The 18,194-nt window shown below is 36.9% G+C and carries 13 protein-coding genes and 1 riboswitch; of the genes, 1 reads left to right on the forward strand and 12 read right to left on the reverse strand.

The window, feature by feature from the left end; translation table 11 throughout:
- Positions 1–160: 160 nt before the first annotated feature.
- Positions 161–237, forward strand: a riboswitch (glycine riboswitch).
- A 171-nt stretch (positions 238–408) separates the two neighbouring features.
- Positions 409–1,755, forward strand: coding sequence for an amino acid permease (locus LO754_RS14780; protein ID WP_108029739.1), 1,347 nt, complete (start codon positions 409–411; stop codon positions 1,753–1,755).
- Between the two features lie 238 nt (positions 1,756–1,993).
- Here the strand turns inward: LO754_RS14780 and LO754_RS14785 are convergent, their stop codons facing one another.
- From LO754_RS14785 to LO754_RS14840, 12 genes are all read right to left on the reverse strand, one after another.
- Entirely contained in the window at positions 1,994–2,971 is a 978-nt protein-coding gene (locus LO754_RS14785; protein ID WP_231784681.1) for a glutaminase, read from the reverse strand.
- Positions 2,972–3,262: 291 nt separating this feature from the next.
- Complete coding sequence (locus LO754_RS14790; RefSeq protein WP_231784682.1) at positions 3,263–6,115, reverse strand: hypothetical protein; 2,853 nt, start codon at positions 6,113–6,115, stop codon at positions 3,263–3,265.
- A gap of 488 nt (positions 6,116–6,603) precedes the next feature.
- Positions 6,604–7,080, reverse strand: coding sequence for a hypothetical protein (locus LO754_RS14795; RefSeq protein WP_231784683.1), 477 nt, complete (start codon positions 7,078–7,080; stop codon positions 6,604–6,606).
- 164 nt (positions 7,081–7,244) lie between these two features.
- Positions 7,245–8,060 (reverse strand): hypothetical protein, encoded by an 816-nt coding sequence (locus LO754_RS14800; protein WP_231784684.1) that lies wholly within the window; start codon positions 8,058–8,060, stop codon positions 7,245–7,247.
- Positions 8,061–8,467: 407 nt separating this feature from the next.
- Complete coding sequence (locus LO754_RS14805) at positions 8,468–8,794, reverse strand: DUF5713 family protein (RefSeq protein ID WP_255702571.1); 327 nt, start codon at positions 8,792–8,794, stop codon at positions 8,468–8,470.
- Between the two features lie 110 nt (positions 8,795–8,904).
- Positions 8,905–9,384: an imm11 family protein gene (locus tag LO754_RS14810; protein ID WP_231784685.1), complete on the reverse strand. Its 480-nt coding sequence runs from the start codon at positions 9,382–9,384 to the stop codon at positions 8,905–8,907.
- Between the two features lie 41 nt (positions 9,385–9,425).
- Positions 9,426–10,613 carry an RHS repeat domain-containing protein gene (locus LO754_RS14815; RefSeq protein WP_231784686.1) on the reverse strand — a complete coding sequence of 396 codons (1,188 nt, stop codon included), beginning with the start codon at positions 10,611–10,613 and terminating at the stop codon, positions 9,426–9,428.
- 202 nt (positions 10,614–10,815) lie between these two features.
- The gene (locus LO754_RS14820) at positions 10,816–11,283 is read right to left on the reverse strand and encodes a hypothetical protein (RefSeq protein WP_231784687.1); all 468 of its coding nucleotides are present in this window, start codon (positions 11,281–11,283) and stop codon (positions 10,816–10,818) included.
- A gap of 277 nt (positions 11,284–11,560) precedes the next feature.
- A complete protein-coding gene (locus LO754_RS14825; protein WP_435892037.1) occupies positions 11,561–12,019 on the reverse strand; it encodes an Imm43 family immunity protein in 459 nt (152 codons plus the stop codon).
- Between the two features lie 230 nt (positions 12,020–12,249).
- Positions 12,250–15,987 (reverse strand): DUF6531 domain-containing protein, encoded by a 3,738-nt coding sequence (locus tag LO754_RS14830; protein WP_231786335.1) that lies wholly within the window; start codon positions 15,985–15,987, stop codon positions 12,250–12,252.
- On the reverse strand, positions 15,956–17,710 hold the full coding sequence (locus LO754_RS14835; RefSeq protein ID WP_231784689.1) for a hypothetical protein: 1,755 nt from the start codon (positions 17,708–17,710) through the stop codon (positions 15,956–15,958). The genes LO754_RS14830 and LO754_RS14835 overlap by 32 nt, the downstream gene beginning before the upstream one ends.
- 27 nt (positions 17,711–17,737) lie before the next feature.
- Entirely contained in the window at positions 17,738–18,136 is a 399-nt protein-coding gene (locus tag LO754_RS14840) for a DUF4280 domain-containing protein (protein WP_024361243.1), read from the reverse strand.
- Positions 18,137–18,194: the final 58 nt, after the last annotated feature.

Raw genomic sequence — 18,194 nt, forward strand, 5'->3', positions numbered from 1 at the left:
AACTATTTTTTGTAACAAATATATCATCATGAAACCAATTCTTCTTTTTACCTGCATACTACTGAAAATTGACCCTTGTATTATTGGCTCGTCATTGGTAGGATAAATAATATCTTAAAATAAAGATTGAAGCTATGAATGCTATGGATGAAACTATAGCAGGAGCATTTCTGGAGAGAGCGCAATTAGCGTCGCCGAAGGGTTCACTATCTCAGGCAAAAGGACAGAGGAGTAAGATAAACTTTCACCATGAAAGCTATACCACACGACGAATGTTGCATTGGATATGTTACAAACTAAACCTTCAGTCACGGTATTTTTATTCTGACGTTTACGAGACTAGTGTTGCTACTAGTCTCTTTTTTATTTTCCAGCTAGCGCTTCTACGCATCTTATGGGGGAATAAACTTGGAACAACATCAGTTAAAACGAGAATTAAAAAATCGCCATGTGCAACTTATTGCAATTGGCGGAACAATTGGGACTGGCTTATTTTTAGGATCAGGTAAAGCGATTGCTTTAGCAGGGCCTTCGATTATTTTGGCTTACCTCATTGTTGGGATCGCCTTATTTTTTGTCATGCGGGCACTAGGCGAACTACTATTATCAAACGCAGGCTATACATCATTTACAGATTTCGCCACTGAGTACATAGGCCCTTGGGCTGGGTATGTCACTGGTTGGACCTACTGGTTTTGTTGGATAATGACCGCGATGGCAGATATTATTGCCGTCGGTGTCTACGTACAATATTGGTTTAATATTCCGCAATGGATACCCGCTATTGGCTGTCTAGTACTGCTATTATTTCTTAATTTATTGACAGTAAAGCTTTTTGGAGAACTCGAATTTTGGTTTGCACTGATTAAAGTTGTAACAATTGTTGCATTAATAATTATTGGATTATTCATGCTATTCACAGGCTTTCAAACAACTTCTGGCACTGTATCAGTAAACAATCTTTGGGCACATGGCGGGCTGTTCCCGAACGGTATTTATGGCTTCCTAATGGCCTTCCAAATGGTTGTTTTTGCTTTCGTAGGAGTTGAACTAGTCGGTGTTTCTGCTGCAGAAACAGCAGATCCGAAAAAAAATATTCCATCTGCCATTAATAAAATTCCACTGCGTATTTTACTATTTTATGTAGGCGCATTAACAGTCATTTTATGCATCAACCCTTGGTATGAAATGTCTGCTACAAGCAGTCCATTTGTACAAGTATTTTCATTAGCAGGTATACCTATCGCAGCAGGTATTATCAATTTTGTTGTGCTGACATCTGCGGCTTCAGCAGGCAATAGTGGTTTATTTTCTACAAGTCGTATGCTTTATAATCTTGGCCGTCACAAGCAAGCATCCGCATCTTTTGCTAAGCTAAATAAAAACAGTGTGCCAAGTAACGCACTTGTTCTTTCAGCCATCGTTGTATCAATAGGAGCATTACTGAGCAAGCTCATGCCAGAAAACGCCTTTAGCGTCGTAACAACGATTAGTGCTATTTGTTTTATTTGGGTATGGAGTATTATTCTAATCTCGCATATTATCTATAAACGTAAAAACCGCGCACTCCACGAAGCGTCGATTTTTAAAGCACCATTGACACCTTTTGTGAACTATTTAGTACTTGCTTTCTTCGCGTTTTTGTTAGTAATTATGTTGATTTCCGAAGCGACTAGAACAGCGCTTTTACTAACACCTATCTGGTTTATCGTTCTTTTCATTCTTTATAAAAGCAAAAATATCAACAATAGATAACAGCAATTTTATAAATTCGCAACAAATCCACTTTAAGACGCAATCACAATGCATTGCGTCTTGTCTTTCATTATAATAGATGATTAAACCGCCTACAGTTCTCCAATTAACCAACACTACTATATGTAGTTATAGAACTGATATCGCTATTGCCTTATACTAGCAAGTTGTCAGGCGATAATAGGGATAAAAAAACGTAGATAAGCCTTTGTGCTTATCTACGGTATTTTTCACCTTATTAAAAAATCGTCATATTCCACTCATCTGCAACATGCTTAAGTAATTTTACACCTGCTACACTATTTCCGATATCATCAATAGCTGGCCCATAAATCCCGATGCCACAACCAGCTGGGAAAGGTGATTCCAAGCTTGCGTGATTGGGAACAGCCGCAACAATGGCACCAGAGACACCACTTTTAGCTGGCAAACCGATAAAAGCAGCAAACTTACCTGATGCATTATACATACCACATGTCACCATTAGGGCTTTCGCTAATTTAGCCACTTGTTTTGGAAAGAGCTGGATTTTCCGCTGTGGATGGTAGCCATCATTCGCGATTACTAAGCCAATCATTGCTAAATCCGAAACATTGACTTCAATTGCACATTGCTTCAAATAAACTTCCAATGCTTCTTCAACTGGACAATCTAAAAAGCCCGAATCCATTAAATAGTAGGCTAATGATCGATTGCGATTAGCTGTTTGCCATTCAGATTGAAACACTTCTTCGTTTACCTTTAACTGTTTGCCAACCATTTGTTCTAAAAACGACAGGATTTTAGCCACTTTCTCCTGTGGCGAATTGCCATCCAGCATTGAGGACACTGTAATCGCTCCTGCATTAATCATCGGATTAAAAGGTTTTCCGGGCTGATGACTTTCAAGACGAATAATGGAATTGAACGTATCCCCAGTAGGCTCAACATCTACCCTTTCTAAAACATAAGGCAACCCTCGGTCCATACAAGCTAAAATAAAGGTCACAACTTTTGAAACACTTTGGAGGGTAAATAATTCCGTTACATCTCCTCCAACGATTTGTTCACTATTCGGTCCGATAATGGAGATGGCTAGTTGTTGTGGATCTTTTTGTGCTAAAGCTGGAATATAGCTGGCACATTTCCCTTCCTTAGCAAAGGGACGGAACTGCTCAACCCACTGCCCTATCGATTGACTACCGTGATGTTCAACTTGATGATGATGTATTCGCATTGCTGTGCTCTCCTTTTCTAGTTAAAAACAGAGCCCTCATAGCTTGAACTACGAAGACTCTATTTGATTCATCTAAGTCAACCATGTATTGTAGCGTCTGTCATAAATTATGACAAAAGAAAATGTCTAAACAGTTACTGCTTTTCGGACTTAGTATACACAATGAATGACTTCTCAAACCTTACCTTAAATATAATACCAAATTAACCCCTGTTAGACTAAGACAAAAATAGTATGTAAGGTTTTTCTTTCCCCTTACATACTATTTTTACAGATTACACAGAAGTCTGCTTACAGATCGCCTGCGTACATATTCTTATACAGATTTTCTAGTTTTTTAGAGAGTTTACCATAGGCTGTTTGCCAAGCTTTGCGAGCAGCTTCATTGCCATTTGTATCAGATACATATAGCGCATGAACCTCTGCTACTTTTTTCAAGTCATTCTCTGCTTGTGTCAGCTTCGAATAATTTTTTACGACGCTTTTTTCAGAAGCAGTTAGTTTATCGTAAGCAGTGCGAATTTGCGTCACTTTCGCTTCTAAATTCGCAATATAATCGCCATTTTGGACAAGTGAATTAATGTCCTCTATTAACGTTAATGCAATATCGTTTGCTTGCTGAAGTTCTTTCTCCTTGGCGATAATTTGTTGGCGAACATTTTCACTGACTAAACTCATTTGTTTAGATGTTAGCTTCGCAAATGCTTTAATAACCGTTGTTGGATTGCTTACAAACGACTTATCGTATTGCTTCATAAATGACTCTACCTTTTTAACATCTGCAATAGCTGCTGTTAAAATTGACGCATTTGTTACGCGTTTTTTATCGCTGGAACTTAGTTTATTATATTGGTTCGCCAAGTTTTGAATATCCTGTATGGATACTTTATATAAATCATCCGTTTCAATTGCCGCAATATCTTGTATTAATTTCGAAATATCAGGTGCAGTCGTGTCTACTAAACGATTTTTTAATAAATCCTCGTACTGCGCTTTCGCTAAATGCTGTTGATTAGCAGGCAGTTTCGCATAAGCCGCTTCGACTGATTCAATTTTTTTCGTTTGCTTTGCAACATCTAGTTCTTCTCGAGCTGCTTGTACTTTTTTATGGAATGCTCTTACCCCAGTAAGATCTTTTGTCGCTGTAGTTAATAAATCATAGTTTGTTACATATTTTCGTGCTGGAGATGATAATTTTTTATATTGCTTTGTTGCCTCTTCTACTTCCGCTTCAAATTGCGTAAATGTATAACTTGTTACATTGGCGAAAGCTTGTATTTTAACTTTCAGTGCTTCCGCATCTGCCTTGTCAGTAGGTTCATTGCCATTATTCCCTACCGTTATATTAGGAGAGCTATTTAAAAATTCCTGCGCATTATAAACAAGTGATTGCTGTAAAGTCGTTAATTTATTGTATGCTTTTAGTGTATTACTGTAGCTTGTTTTCAGCTTACTTTCTGTCACGCCAGCCGTGTTAGCAAGCTTTTTATAGCCATCTATATCTTTAATCACTTTTTCTGCCGCTTTAAAGTCTTTTTGCAAGATTAAAATACGATCATAGTCGATAATTTTAGCCGCTGAATTTTTTGTTAAACTTTTATAATCCGATACGATTTTATTAATATTGTTCACATAGCCTTGCCATGAATCTGCTGTAGGCTTAATTTGATATTGCTTATCACCAATATACGCTTTAATTTCCGCATTCAAACTATTGATCATATCCTGCTCAGCATTTTCCGCATTAAGCAACTTCACTTTATAGTCATTTGGCACTAAAAGCAATTGTTTATACGTTAATTTTTCATAGCTAGAGCGAATAGATTTAGCAATTGTCACCTGCTTGTTCGCTGTCGTATTCGCTGTCAATTTATCAAAAAGTTTAATAAACTGTTCTATCTTTTTCAAATCTTGCTTAGCGTCTTTAAGTATCGTTTGATTTTGTACAGCTACTTGATAATTTTTCGATAGTTTCGCAATATCAGCTTCTATTTTGTTTACCGCTAGCTGTAACGCTTCGACACTGTTAGGGGCATACTTAATGAGCGCACTATCATAGTTTAATAGCGCCACAATCTCATTATTAATTCTTCTCACTTCCGCTAAATCTGCGGTATCAGATGGTTCTTTTACTAAAGCTTTAATACCACTGTACAAAGTATCATTTACGTCTAAACTACGTTGTAATAAATCAAGCTTGTCATAAGACGCTTCTAGTTCGCTAATATATTTTGCCAGGTCTTTTTGCCCTACTGGAATATTATCTAATTGCTTATTTAATTTGCTAATAGCCTCAACATCTGCCAGCGCACGCTTTAGTACATCATAGTTCGTAATGCTTGCCTTTGCAGTAGCTGAAAGAGCTTGGTATTTCGTTTCTAATGCTTTTACATTCGCTTCAAATGATGCAAAATCTGTTACCTGATACTTGCTATCGCTTTTGCGTAAGTTCGTAATGCTCGTCACAAGTGTTTCAATTGGCTGTTTTGAAACTGTTAGCACTTCTGTGAAATCAGATTCCACTCTCTTAGTACCGACTTTCGCGATTACTCTGACCGATATATCTTTTTTATTTGTTTCAAGCGCATCTTTAGGAATCGTATAGGACTCTGTATTTACTCCCGAAATAATCGTAAACACATCACCCGTTTTATAAAACCATTCATAGCTATATGTAATTTGATTACTTTGAATTACAGCACCCTTCGTATCAGTAACTTTAGCTCCGATTACTTTCACTGTGTCACCAGGTAACACATTATTTTGAGGACCGTACCCCTCAAAAGAAGGTTTCTCAATTTTTAAGGACAATTCTGGTACCACTATTGGGCTACTCGTATATTTAGTATCTGTCGTCGTCACAGCCTCCACTAGGACTGTTTTACCCTCTGCCTCTACTGGTAATTTAAATGTAGCCTCTGTTGCACTAGGAATCGGTTTATTGGAACCCCCTTCAACATAATACCACTGATAACTTTTTATGTATGTGCCAGCTGGTGCACCTTTTAAGTCGGCATTAAGCGTTACACCTACTAAAGGGTTACCTGTTATTGTAAGGGTCGTTACTTCTTCTGCCCCTGCTACAGCAGGCACAACAAATGCTGCGGGAATAGCCGCTACTGTAAAAAGATATTTTTTATTCAAAACGTGTTGACCTCCTTTTTGTTGCCTACGATATATATCGGTAAATAAACAAAAATTTCCCTTATTATTGTCAAACAATCTAAAAAAGTAAATTCTACCTAATTTCCAGCGCAGTTCTAGTATTCTTTTGATTGTTACTAACTGAAGTACATACATCAAACAGTGCTCTATCCATACATATTTACAAAAACATAAATCGACGTACAGTAAACTAACAATTAACAAAAGAGGCATCTCAAAACTATAGAGAAACCTCTTCTTTCTTTGTTTTAATTATCATTGTCATCATATACGGGTATCTCCAAATAATAAGATTCATATCACGGGGCTACAACTATTTCCATTTTACTTCCACTTCTTTAAATGCTGTCGCTTTCATTTTAATAGAATCTCTCCGAATTATTTTCCGAAGACAACCTCTTCTAAACTTTTTAATCTCTCCTTCAACCGATCAAATCTTATTTTCATTTTAATAATATCTCTCCAAATTATTTCTCTTGTACGATTTCTTCTAATTCGTTTAATCCTTTTCTAAGTAGAATAAAGTTCGGGCGTTTTATAATATTCGCATCTTTTACTACCAAGTTTTGCAAATGCCGTCGTAATTCTTTCGTATAAGCTTTCACAAATGCCTTAAATTCAAATGTATATTGCCATTCTTCTGAATTAGAAAAGACATCAAAATTTGTAATCACAATATATTTCTCTACTTTTTTAAAGGTATAGACGTTAGCATTTCCAAAAGTATCAAGAACCTGTTTCTTACACGTTCGATGTAACTCAATTAATTGTCGACTAAATGTAATGATGATTGTACTGTGCAAAGTTGTGGAGAAGAGTAAAGTTTCTTGATTATTTTCAAGTACAAATACTTCTAAATAACTGTCGAGATAAAAATCCGCACGAATATTTTTACTTTTTAGAACCGTTACATCATCATCTTCAAGATCAAATCTAATTTTCATTTTTATTTCTCCCCAATTTATTGGTATAATTTTTACTAAATAGTTAAACTTTTGTTAAGTGGATTAAAGTTCGGACGCTTCATTATATGCGCTTTTTCAGTTACCATCTCTAGTAAATATCATCGTAACTCTTTAACGTAAGCCTTCACAAATGATATACTTCTTTATTTTCTTATCACAGAGGTTCCACTATTAGGATACGATGTTCTGATAATATTATCTTTCGTGACAATTGTTGTCATCTCAGAAATCCCATATTTTCTTGGACGGTATGTGTATATTTTTGTACCATCAAGATGAGTACTTTCTAAAGTTCCTTTTTCCAATGACTCCATAATTAGATTTTTAATCTGTGCATCACCGAGTGCTCTAGGAAATAATGTGGTCCCCCTATTTGCAGTAGTTCCCGCAACATGTCTGTTGTAAATATGTTCCCAACCCGTACGGCTATCTCCATCTAATAAAATCCCTTTAGCATTAAACTTTTGAATTTTACCTAAACCAGCAAAGGCATCAACATCCGCAGATTTCCCCGCTTTTCTCAATAGCTCGAATAATTTCCCTGATTTTACTACTTTTCCTGCTGGGAAGAGGGAAACTAACGCTACCCCTTTTTCTGTAATGCCCGCATTCGGATTAAAAATCGTTCTAACATCATCGAGCACTAAGAAGTTAATGCCTTCTTTAGCTGCATCTACAGCAAATTGGCCCGCTTTTTTAAGCCAACTAACTGTAGATTTTGCCCAATCTAACGCTGTATCTACCCATGAGTTAGGTCTCACAGAAGCACGAGCCTCCAGCAACCTATTTCTCGCTTCACTCGAGATAGATACGGTGTCTTTTTGTTGTTGCATTGCAAAATATTTAATGTTTTTGTCATTGTTTTGGTTTGATGTAGCAATTAATGGCGTAGTGCTACTAGATCTTTTCACAGTTACAAGTGTCGAATTTGGCTGATTAAAGTTCGTATTAATTGACATATAGACCTCCCAATGATTAGTATTAAAATTTACAATCATTATATAATATTGTTTTTTTCTATAAAATCATAATTTTTTGATTTTTTATAAATTTAAACACATTTTCTATATCTAAATACCTTTATAAAAAGAATTAAATATCAAATTAATGAGCATGAATATAGTCACATACTCTTCTCAGCTTTCAATAATTCTAATGAGGAAATGTAGTCTTAAACATAAAAAAACACTTGTTGCTTATTAGGCAATCAAGTGAATAAAGTTCCGCTCTTTGTATGGATTCTACAATTTATTATTCTTTAAAGAAAACAAATTTTAATTTAAGACAATATAATTAGAAGTTGATAAAAACACTATAAGCTTCTCCTATCGAACATCCACTTCCTCATTGAAACTCTGGTAATTTTTTACCAATCTCGTTCTCTTAACGCTTCTTCGATATCTATATCAATTTCAAAATATTGTAAAATTTCTTCAACAGTTATGGCAATTGAATCTCGTGCAACCGTTTCAATTTCACTATCGTGTTCATAAAACTCATCCTGTAGTTCATTGATTGCTACAGTCATTTCATCCAACTTTTCCTGTACCTCTTCAAGGGTATGATTACCCTCTTCAATAAAATGGACTAATTTCATAATATTTTCTTTAATTTTATTTACTAAAAACGTTGGATAATACGAATCTTCGTACATATCCGACAAGTACTCGAATTTAGCATCAAGTTTTTTCACAATGGTTCCTCCTTTGATGTTGATTGTCCTATTAAAAACACTTCTCACAACATATAATACCATTTTTATTCTATCATAGAAAAAAACTTACATTTAACCACTTAACAACTCTATGTAAGTTCAACAAAGTCTGGACTACGTACATTACCTTCTTTAACCAATAGAACACCTTTAATTTTTTCTTTTCTGCAAGCTTTCACAAAAACTTCATCTACAACTATCTCTTCTTTTGATTCTTTCATTCTTACTACATGGTGTCCATTTAGAGATTCTGGAATAAGAGCAATAAAATTTAAACTAATTGGTCCATCAGGTCTGGATTTAACTAGTAGGTCATAGTCTAATCTACTATGATCTAAACAAGGAATTAAATTTAAAACATTCATTACGAAGTAAGAATCATTGGTTTCTCCTGTTTCAGTAGATTTAATAATTGCAGGAATAAACTCACAATCTGAACCTAATTTTTCTATTAGCTTTTTTAGCTTTAAGCTTACCAACTTGCCACCCACAGTTGGTAAAATATCATAATGATCTAAATCAGAATCGAGCCTATCTACTACGTGCAGAATCGTATTGCCATCCCACACAAAAATAAGTAGCCTTTCCTTCAGAACATTTCTCTATCCGCCTACCTAGCGCGTTCATACTTGAAAGTAACTTCTGTCTTGTCTGGCTTAATGACCTTGGCCATCATGCCATTGCCATAGTACTCGTACTGCCATGTATCTCCATTCTTTTCGACTTTCTCTACGAGATTTTCTTCTTCGTCATAGGAGAATTTGGCATCTTTTGTTTCTAATAATCTACTGCCTGCGCCATAGACACGGTCTTTTTTGTCTTTTGTTTCATATAAATTGCCGACATCATCGACACTACGGTATAAGAAATCAAATTGGCGACTGTCTTGATTGGCCCACACGAGGTTACTAAATTCATCATAGCCGTACGTCACTTTTACACCTGTTAGCTCGTTGACCATACTGCGTAATTGATGATTGACGTCCCAATTGTAGGCACGTCTTCGTGTATCTCGGCTTTGGCTACTTACTCTATGATGTGTTGGTCTACCTGTGATATCATACTGCCACTTGCTAATAACATCTCCTGGTAGGATTCTTTCAATCTCTTGACCGAGTTCATTGTATTGCATCGAGGCTGTCCACTGGGCTTGCTCGGAGCGAGAGGCTGTCATTTGTAAGACATTGCCTAGTTCATTACGAGCCACATCGATTTTGGCACCGAGGCTACTTGTTATCTGTGAACGATTGCCTAACTCGTCATAGCTACTGGCAATCCAATGGTCGTTTTGCCATTCTTTGATGACTTGTCCTGATGGGTCCCGTTCTAGCTTGACGTTTACATGCTCATTTTCCGTCTCTTGTAATGAGCCATTTTTGTCATAGCTAAAAGTTTCCCACGTACCATCATAGTAGTCAGAGCGAATAATATTTCCTAGCGCATCGTACTGATACGTTGTCCAACGATTCCCTGGTCGTTGAATCCGTTGCACGATTCCTGCTAGGCTTCGCTCATACGATTTTTCCATGTTATCAAAGCCAATTTCCTTGATAATATTGCCTTTGGTATCGCGTTCAAAGGTGTACGCTTCGCCTTTTTCATTGATAACAGCGGTTAATTGCTCCTCTGTATCATAGGTGAATTGTACTTGCTTGCTACCTTGTTTGCGGGATGTTAAACTGCCAAGAATCGTGTAGTCAAAGGCGACTTGTGTATGGTTATCCTTCGCAAAAATAATATCATCATAGGCATTGTACTTTAGTTGAACATCGTTACCATCAGATAGATGGGCGCGCACTAGGCGATTTAAATGGTCATAATGGAACTTTTCCGTGATAACGAGGAAACAAATAAGTAAAATAATAATAAAAACATATGTATAAAGAGTCTTATAATACTAAATACATATGTTTTATATTTATCTAATTATGAAATTAAATTATTATAAATTTATACTAAAATTTATAATATAGTGTAATTTATTATAAATAGTGTTGTACTTAACTAATAAAATTATATAACCCATTGGTCTTCTCTTTATGAATTACTTCCAGCATGTTAAATAGTAATTTAACATTGTTACTTTTATCTATATCCGTCAAAATGGTATAGATATAGTTATGAACTGGACAACAAAACTTATTGTCCTCAGAGACTACACAATAGCCTTTATTATCATTTTTCTCTACATGCATCCATTTCCAACCATATTCTTTTTCTATAATAGTTCCATATAAAGAACCAATTTCAAATGCTATTTCGACAACTTCATCTTCTTTTATTTCATTATCTCTATAATTAGCCAACGCTAATTTAATCGTGTCGAGGGACTTTAAATTATCATCACTATCTGTTAGATTTAATTTTTCCTTACTTAGCACAGATAGTTGTTTTATTTCATCCATCTCATCCCTTTTTAATTCACGTACCTTAAGATCATCCTGGTAAACTACCCAATTTTCTTGCATGATTCTTCCCCCCCTTATGATTTTTAACACATTAGAAATTTTGTAATTTATCTTTATTTGTAGAAAGTATTATAGATTATTAATTAAACTTACTTTTTTTACTTCATTAATTAAAGTTGGTATATTGAAAATACATCTTTTTTCTTTTATCAAGGTTATAAACCCTTTTCAAAAGAGTAGCAATATAATCCAATCTTAGGTCATTGCTACTCTTTTAAAGTATGTTTAAATTTCCCTATCGCTATATCCACTAAGTACAATTTGTACCGCTACATTATTAAGGTTTATATACATCCGCTTCATTTGAAGGTACAAAAGTAATTCCCTTTAATTTAAGTTTTTCAACTTCATTTTTAAATTCTTCTGAACAGAACATTACTCTGAAGAGTCTAATGTTATTAATTTGAAACACTTCAGGAAGCATTGCCTTGCTTTCCAATTGTAAATCCCATATTTTTTTTATATGACCATTTTGCTTATAGAATTCAATGTTCGATTTCTCCATATCTATGACATCTTCTAATTTATTATAAAAGCGCACAAAGTAATACTCTTTCGAAGAAATACTTTCTTTATGCTTATTCACCATATATAATTTGGTATATTGAAAATTCCTAATTTCAAATTTTTTCAATAGATTAAGAAATTCTAATGATACAAAAAATCCACCATCCTCCCATCTGAAATCAAAATCATATTTTTTATCTTTGGAAACGAACCATATTTCCTTTGGCAACTCTGTTATTATATTTTTTGAGGTTCTCCATTCTCCATCATCTGAATCTCTTGGCTCAAATGGATTTTTTCAAAAATTCTGTATGCATTATCCCCTCAAGTAAATTAGGACAGAATATACCTTCTTTTTAAAAATCGCAAATTTTTTCCCCATTTTAGAATGTCATTCCCTTCTTGTATTCATTTATGATAATCTACCACAAGCTGATTTAGTTTTTATTTTCCCAGAAATTATTTTTTTCTCAGACTTCTTTGTAGAGATTCTGTGTATTGTTTTGCTTGTTTTGCATCTATTAGATCATTTTTATACTTCTCCCTTATATTTTCTAATTTTATACGCACCATATCAGTATAATTCCGATGCCTTGATCTATGATACAGTTTTTGTCCATGAAGTTCTGCATTTGCAGAACTATCTGACATTAATAAACCATTTGTAAAATGATCTCTCATTTCTCTAGGTAAACCAATACTATCTAAGAAACTAGCATATTGATTCCAAGTTAACTCAGGTATAAGATGATGTGCTTGCTTTCCATCGCCCTTTATTCCCCCTAGGGATTTATCTAGTGCTGTAGATCCTTTGCTTAATCCAAATATATCAATCCATCTATTTGGATCATTTACATACCCATACAACGTAGGATTCCCACCCGCAAGCCCAATCGGGTCAATCTGCGTATAATTCCCTTGCTCTGGGTCATAGTATCGGAATCGGTTATAATACAAGCCTATTTCAATATCTTCATACTGCCCTTGATACCTAAACGGAATGAAATCTTTCTCACCCGTAAACTCGTTCACTCGCCCATACACATCAAGCTCAGCCGACCAAACCTTATGACCTTGTTCATCATAAGCTTCGACGGGTGTTCCTAGATAATCACTAATAATGCTGTAGTTGCCTTTATTCGTGATTTTTGCTGAAGGGACAAATCCATCATTGAATACCCATGTAACGAGACTGTCTAAGTCATCTGTCTGTGAGGCATTCTCCACTGAATCATCCTGCAAGAAATACTCATGCAAAATCGTATTGCCATCCCACACAAAATGAGTAGCTCTACCTTCCGAACACTTCTCTATCCGCCTACCTAGTGTGTCATACTTGAAAGTTACTTCTGTCTTATCTGGCTTTATGACCTTGGCCATCATGCCATTGCCATAGTACTCGTACTGCCATGTATCTCCATTATGTTCGACTTTCTCTACGAGATTTCCTTCTTCGTCATAGGAGAATTTGGCATCTTTTGTTTCTAGTAATCTACTGCCAGCGCCGTAAACACGGTCTTTTTTATCTTTTGTTTCATATAAGTTGCCGACATCATCGACACTGCGGTATAAGAAATCAAATTGACGACTATCTTGATTGGCCCACACGAGGTTACTAAATTCGTCGTAACCATAAGTCACTTTTACACCCGTTAGCTCGTTGACCATACTGCGTAATTGATGGTTGACGTCCCAATTGTAGGCACGTCTTCGCGTATCTCGGCTTTGGCTACTTACTCTGTGATGTGTTGGTCTACCTGTGATATCATACTGCCACTTGCTAATAACATCTCCTGGTAGGATTCTTTCAATCTCTTGACCGAGTTCATTGTACTGCATCGAGGCTGTCCACTGGGCTTGCTCGGAGCGAGAGGCTGTCATTTGTAAGACATTGCCTAGTTCATTACGCGTCACATCGATTTTGGCACCGAGGCTACTTGTTATCTGTGAACGATTGCCTAACTCGTCATAGCTACTAGCAATCCAATGGTCGTTTTGCCATTCTTTGATGACTTGTCCTGATGGGTCACGTTCTAGCTTGACGTTTATATGCTCATTTTCCGTTTCTTGTAATGCGCCGTTTTTGTCATAGCTAAATGTTTCCCACGTACCGTCATAGTAGTCAGAGCGAATGACATTTCCTAGCGCATCGTGCTGATACGCTGTCCAACGATTCCCTGGTCGTTGAATCCGTTGTACGAATCCTGCAAGGCTTCGCTCATACGATTTTTCCATGTCATCAAAGCCGATTTCCTTGATAATATGGCCTTTGGTATCGCGTTCAAAGGTGTATGCTTCGCCTTTTTCATTGATAACAGCGCTTAATTGCTCCTCTGTATCGTAGGTGAATTGTACTTGCTTGCCACCTTGTTTGCGGGATGTTAAGCTTCCAAGAATTGTGTAGTCAAAAGCGACTTGTGTATGGTTATCCTTTGCAAAAATAATATCATCATAGGCATTGTACTTTAGTTGAACATCGTTACCATCAGATAGATGGGCGCGCACTAGGCGATTTAAATGATCATAATGGAACTTTTCCGTGGCTCCAAGCGGATTAGTTGTACTTATGCAGTTCCCACGCCTGTCGTATGTCCATGTTGAACTTGTCCCATCTGGCAATGTGACTCGGCTTAAGTTTAGGTCAGCATCATACGTTAAGCTTACCATATGCCCTTGCGCATTTGTCACTGTATCGATTAAACGATGCTCATTATAGGAAAATTCAGTCTTTGTACCATCTTCTAAAATCGTTGCCTGTAATGTCCCGTCTTCATTATAAATCCACTGACGACTGCCGCCCTCTGGATTAACTGCCTGAATCAATCGATCTTTGGCATCATGCTGGGAAGATAAAGTACTGCCATCTGGAAGCGTCATCGTATTTGGGTTGACCCATTCATCATAGCTGAAAGTTGTTACGCGACCATCTTCATCTACTTCTTGCAGTAATTCAAAGTCCTCATTATAGTTATAGCTGACCTCACTACCATCTGGATACATAATTTTCGTACAGAGGTTATCTTCATTAAAATAGTAAGTACTTGTATGCCCTAAGCTATTGGTAATTTCGTTATAGCCATCGTAATAGGCAAGCTCACCCGCTAGGACATTGCCATCTCCCCATGTTTTAATAACGCGCGCACCTGTAGTTAGCCCATCGTAACGCCAGAAGAAGCTATTTTTATTGCGATCTATTTTTTGCATCATTAAGTGATTGACATACTGGATATGTGTACTTTGTCCTAATGCATCTTGGATTTCGATTAAATCTTGAACATCATTGTAAACATAGCGCACTAACACTTCACGACTCATTTGGTTGCGTAAAGCAACTTCCGTCATTCTGCCCGCTTCATTGGTCGTAACATCTAGTACGCGCCCTACGCTATCTGTTACTTGAGATAAGAAGCCTTTTGGGTTATACGCAAATTGAATATGGTGGTCTTGCTCATTTCTTACTTCTTTTAATCGATATGTCGTTTCGGTTGTTTGTTCAAATACATAAAGCAAGCGTGTATCATGCTCAAACAAATGGTATTCCACACCTGTATTTTTCAGGGTCATTCTTTCTTTTTTATTAAAATATGGTAAATTAATTGGTAAAATTGGAAACCCTACTGCGCGACCATCCGTCACCACAATGCCAATAAGGTCTTCTTCTTCAAATATCTCTAAGGCTAGATCGTATGTAAAGTGCATACCATGCCCGGTTAAACCAACTCGACTACTATCACTGTACCACGCACGTTCCCATGCAAGAGGGATAGGGCCTGGAAGTTCGAAATCGACACCTTCATAGATCATACGCCCGGTAATTAAATCAACCGGTTCAAAGCCTTTTTTACAGAATTTATCACTTAAACCTTTTGTACAGTTAAATTTCTTTAATACTTGATGATTGAGTTTGGTTAACTCTGTTTTGGCCATCGCCTTCATACCATCGACAGCTTTTGAAACAGCTAGCACTTCATCCATCGAAGCGATTACTTTATCGGCTGCTGTTTTCATGCTTTTTGTGCCTTTGTTAGCCAGTGCTGACACAGTATCGAGTGTTTGCGCAACTTTGGAGTAAGCGGCTTTCATCCCTTTTACTGCTTTTGAAGCATCCACCGCCTTATCTACAGCCTTGGCAGTTTTACTAGCTGCTTCTGCTACTTTTGCGGCTTTATTGGTACTTGTAGGCTGTTTTTGCAGCATCCCCAACGATTGGCACTGCACCGACTATATTCATCGCCGCGCCCATATAGTCTCCTCTTGCCAAGCTAATACCAGCGTTGGCAATATCCGCGAAAGTCCCGATACCTGGAATAAATCCAGCAACATCTAACGCTAAACTAACGTTATCAAGCACCTTACTAAAGAAGCCTTTTTTCTCTTTTTTCTGCTCTGCTTTTTGTGGGAAGATAACATCCACTTTGGATGTAGCTTCGATTGCTTCTTCATTTAACTTCGGTGGTTGACTTTTTTTCTCTATGCCTTCTTGTTCAATCAGTGTACTAATTAACTGTGTGTCCGCTGCAAGGATTATATGGCTTTGCTCCTTTGCTGAAATGGCAATCCATTCCTCCGCTTCTACAGATAACTCGTTCATACCACTCATCTCAAGTGTTTCATCTGCCGCTAGCATAATGGTACTATTACTTTGAAATGTTACGCCTTCTCCATCATCCATCTTAAGGTCTAATACGCCATCTACTGCACTAAAAGAAATATCACCCACACCTAATGTCATATCTTTCCCCGCATTGGTCGCCAATGATTTCACGGTCGTGTCTGCCATTTTTTTCGTTTGTTTTTGCCCACCCTCTGGTGTAGCTGGTGCAACACGCACCGAGCTAATGACAATGGCATCTTGTTCCACAGCACTTGGAAAATGTAATTGGGCACGAGCACCTTTTTGCGGCATTAAATACATGACACCATTTGCATCTGCTGAATAAGCAAACCAATGTGCTTTTTCTTTCTCTTGTTTTTTATCGATATCTAAATGAATTTTGACTGTGTTTTGCGTAACATCAATGATTTTCCCTGTAAAAGCTGCGCCAATCAAATCTAGATTGCGTACTAATCGCTGACGAATACTTTTTTCTGGTTGGGCAGTATATTGGAATTTTAGTACACCCGCTTCGAGATGAATTTCCCGAACCGTAATTATATAGGATTTTCCCTTTAATTGTACCGATGTACCCAACTCGTACGCTTCTGTGCTTTCAAATTCACAAAATGTATAATCGGTTTCACTTACATCCGTACCATCGTTTTCAGTAATTAATCGATACGTATCTATATCCATATGTAATACAGAAGGTAGATGGTCGATTGTTATACGTTTCTTACTTTCGGGTGTGCCAAACCAAAATCGTGGTCCCTTTCCTTGTAAATCAGGAAAAACAACCGCCTGTAGATTAGAAGCCATTCTTTTAATAAATGTCCAATCTGTCTCCATATATTGAATCGAGATATGACCTATTGCTTGACCGTTGGACACCTGGTCGATGTAATCCCCATGAGGATAAGCCCCCACAATGGTATCTAGTAACGCTACATAGGTCATATTCGCATCTTGAAAAGAACGCGAGCGTTTTTCAACATCCATATTGGCTGTAAACGATACTGCCTCGACATAGACATAATGCACCCCTTGCGCTGCCTGCAACTCTGCATTTTCAATTCTACCTGAAAACAAGATGTCTTGTTGTCGACCAAATTTTACAACGACTTTATCTGAATGACTGACACGTTGAATATACTTTTGTGCTTGCTCTTCCGCAATCATTCCTGTAAAGGACAGTCTTGCATGATCATTGCCTTGATGTTTTATCGTTAGTTTATTTATATGAATAAGAGGATAAGGCCACTCGAGCACAAGATCCTCGTACGTAGTTATCTTGTTGACTTCCTTTTCTCCTAGCGTTTTCATTACTTACCTCCTTTCAAACACTCTTTTTTAAAAGCCTTGTTTCGGTATTGTTAATTCCTCTTGTCCATCATGCACAATATCAATTTTTCCTCCACCTGCTGAGCATTGCGTATGACATCGTGACAATAACGCTTGCTTGCCCTCGATATTGACATTTTCCATTCCTTCCATCCAGTCGATGGAGCATGCAGGCGTACATGGTTTTTTTAATTTCAGGCACACGCCAAAGGTTGGGATGTTGTCAGGTTTACGATCGCCCACATTCAATACGGCTTTCCCTTTAATATAAACGCCATGATCCTGCGGTAAATTTAAATAATTTAGATGACTACCATGCTCACAAGAAATAATTGCTCCATGAACTACATAACTAAATTGCTCTTGTTCTGAACCTTCTGTCTCCAAATTTTCTACAACTTGAGCCATTTAATAACCTACCCTTCGTATATGTTTCAAACTACGACTTATTCTTTTTTTGTTTGAC

Source organism: Lysinibacillus sp. GJ-1 (assembly GCF_021166035.1).
In the GTDB taxonomy this organism is placed as follows: Bacteria; Bacillota; Bacilli; order Bacillales_A; family Planococcaceae; genus Lysinibacillus; species Lysinibacillus sphaericus.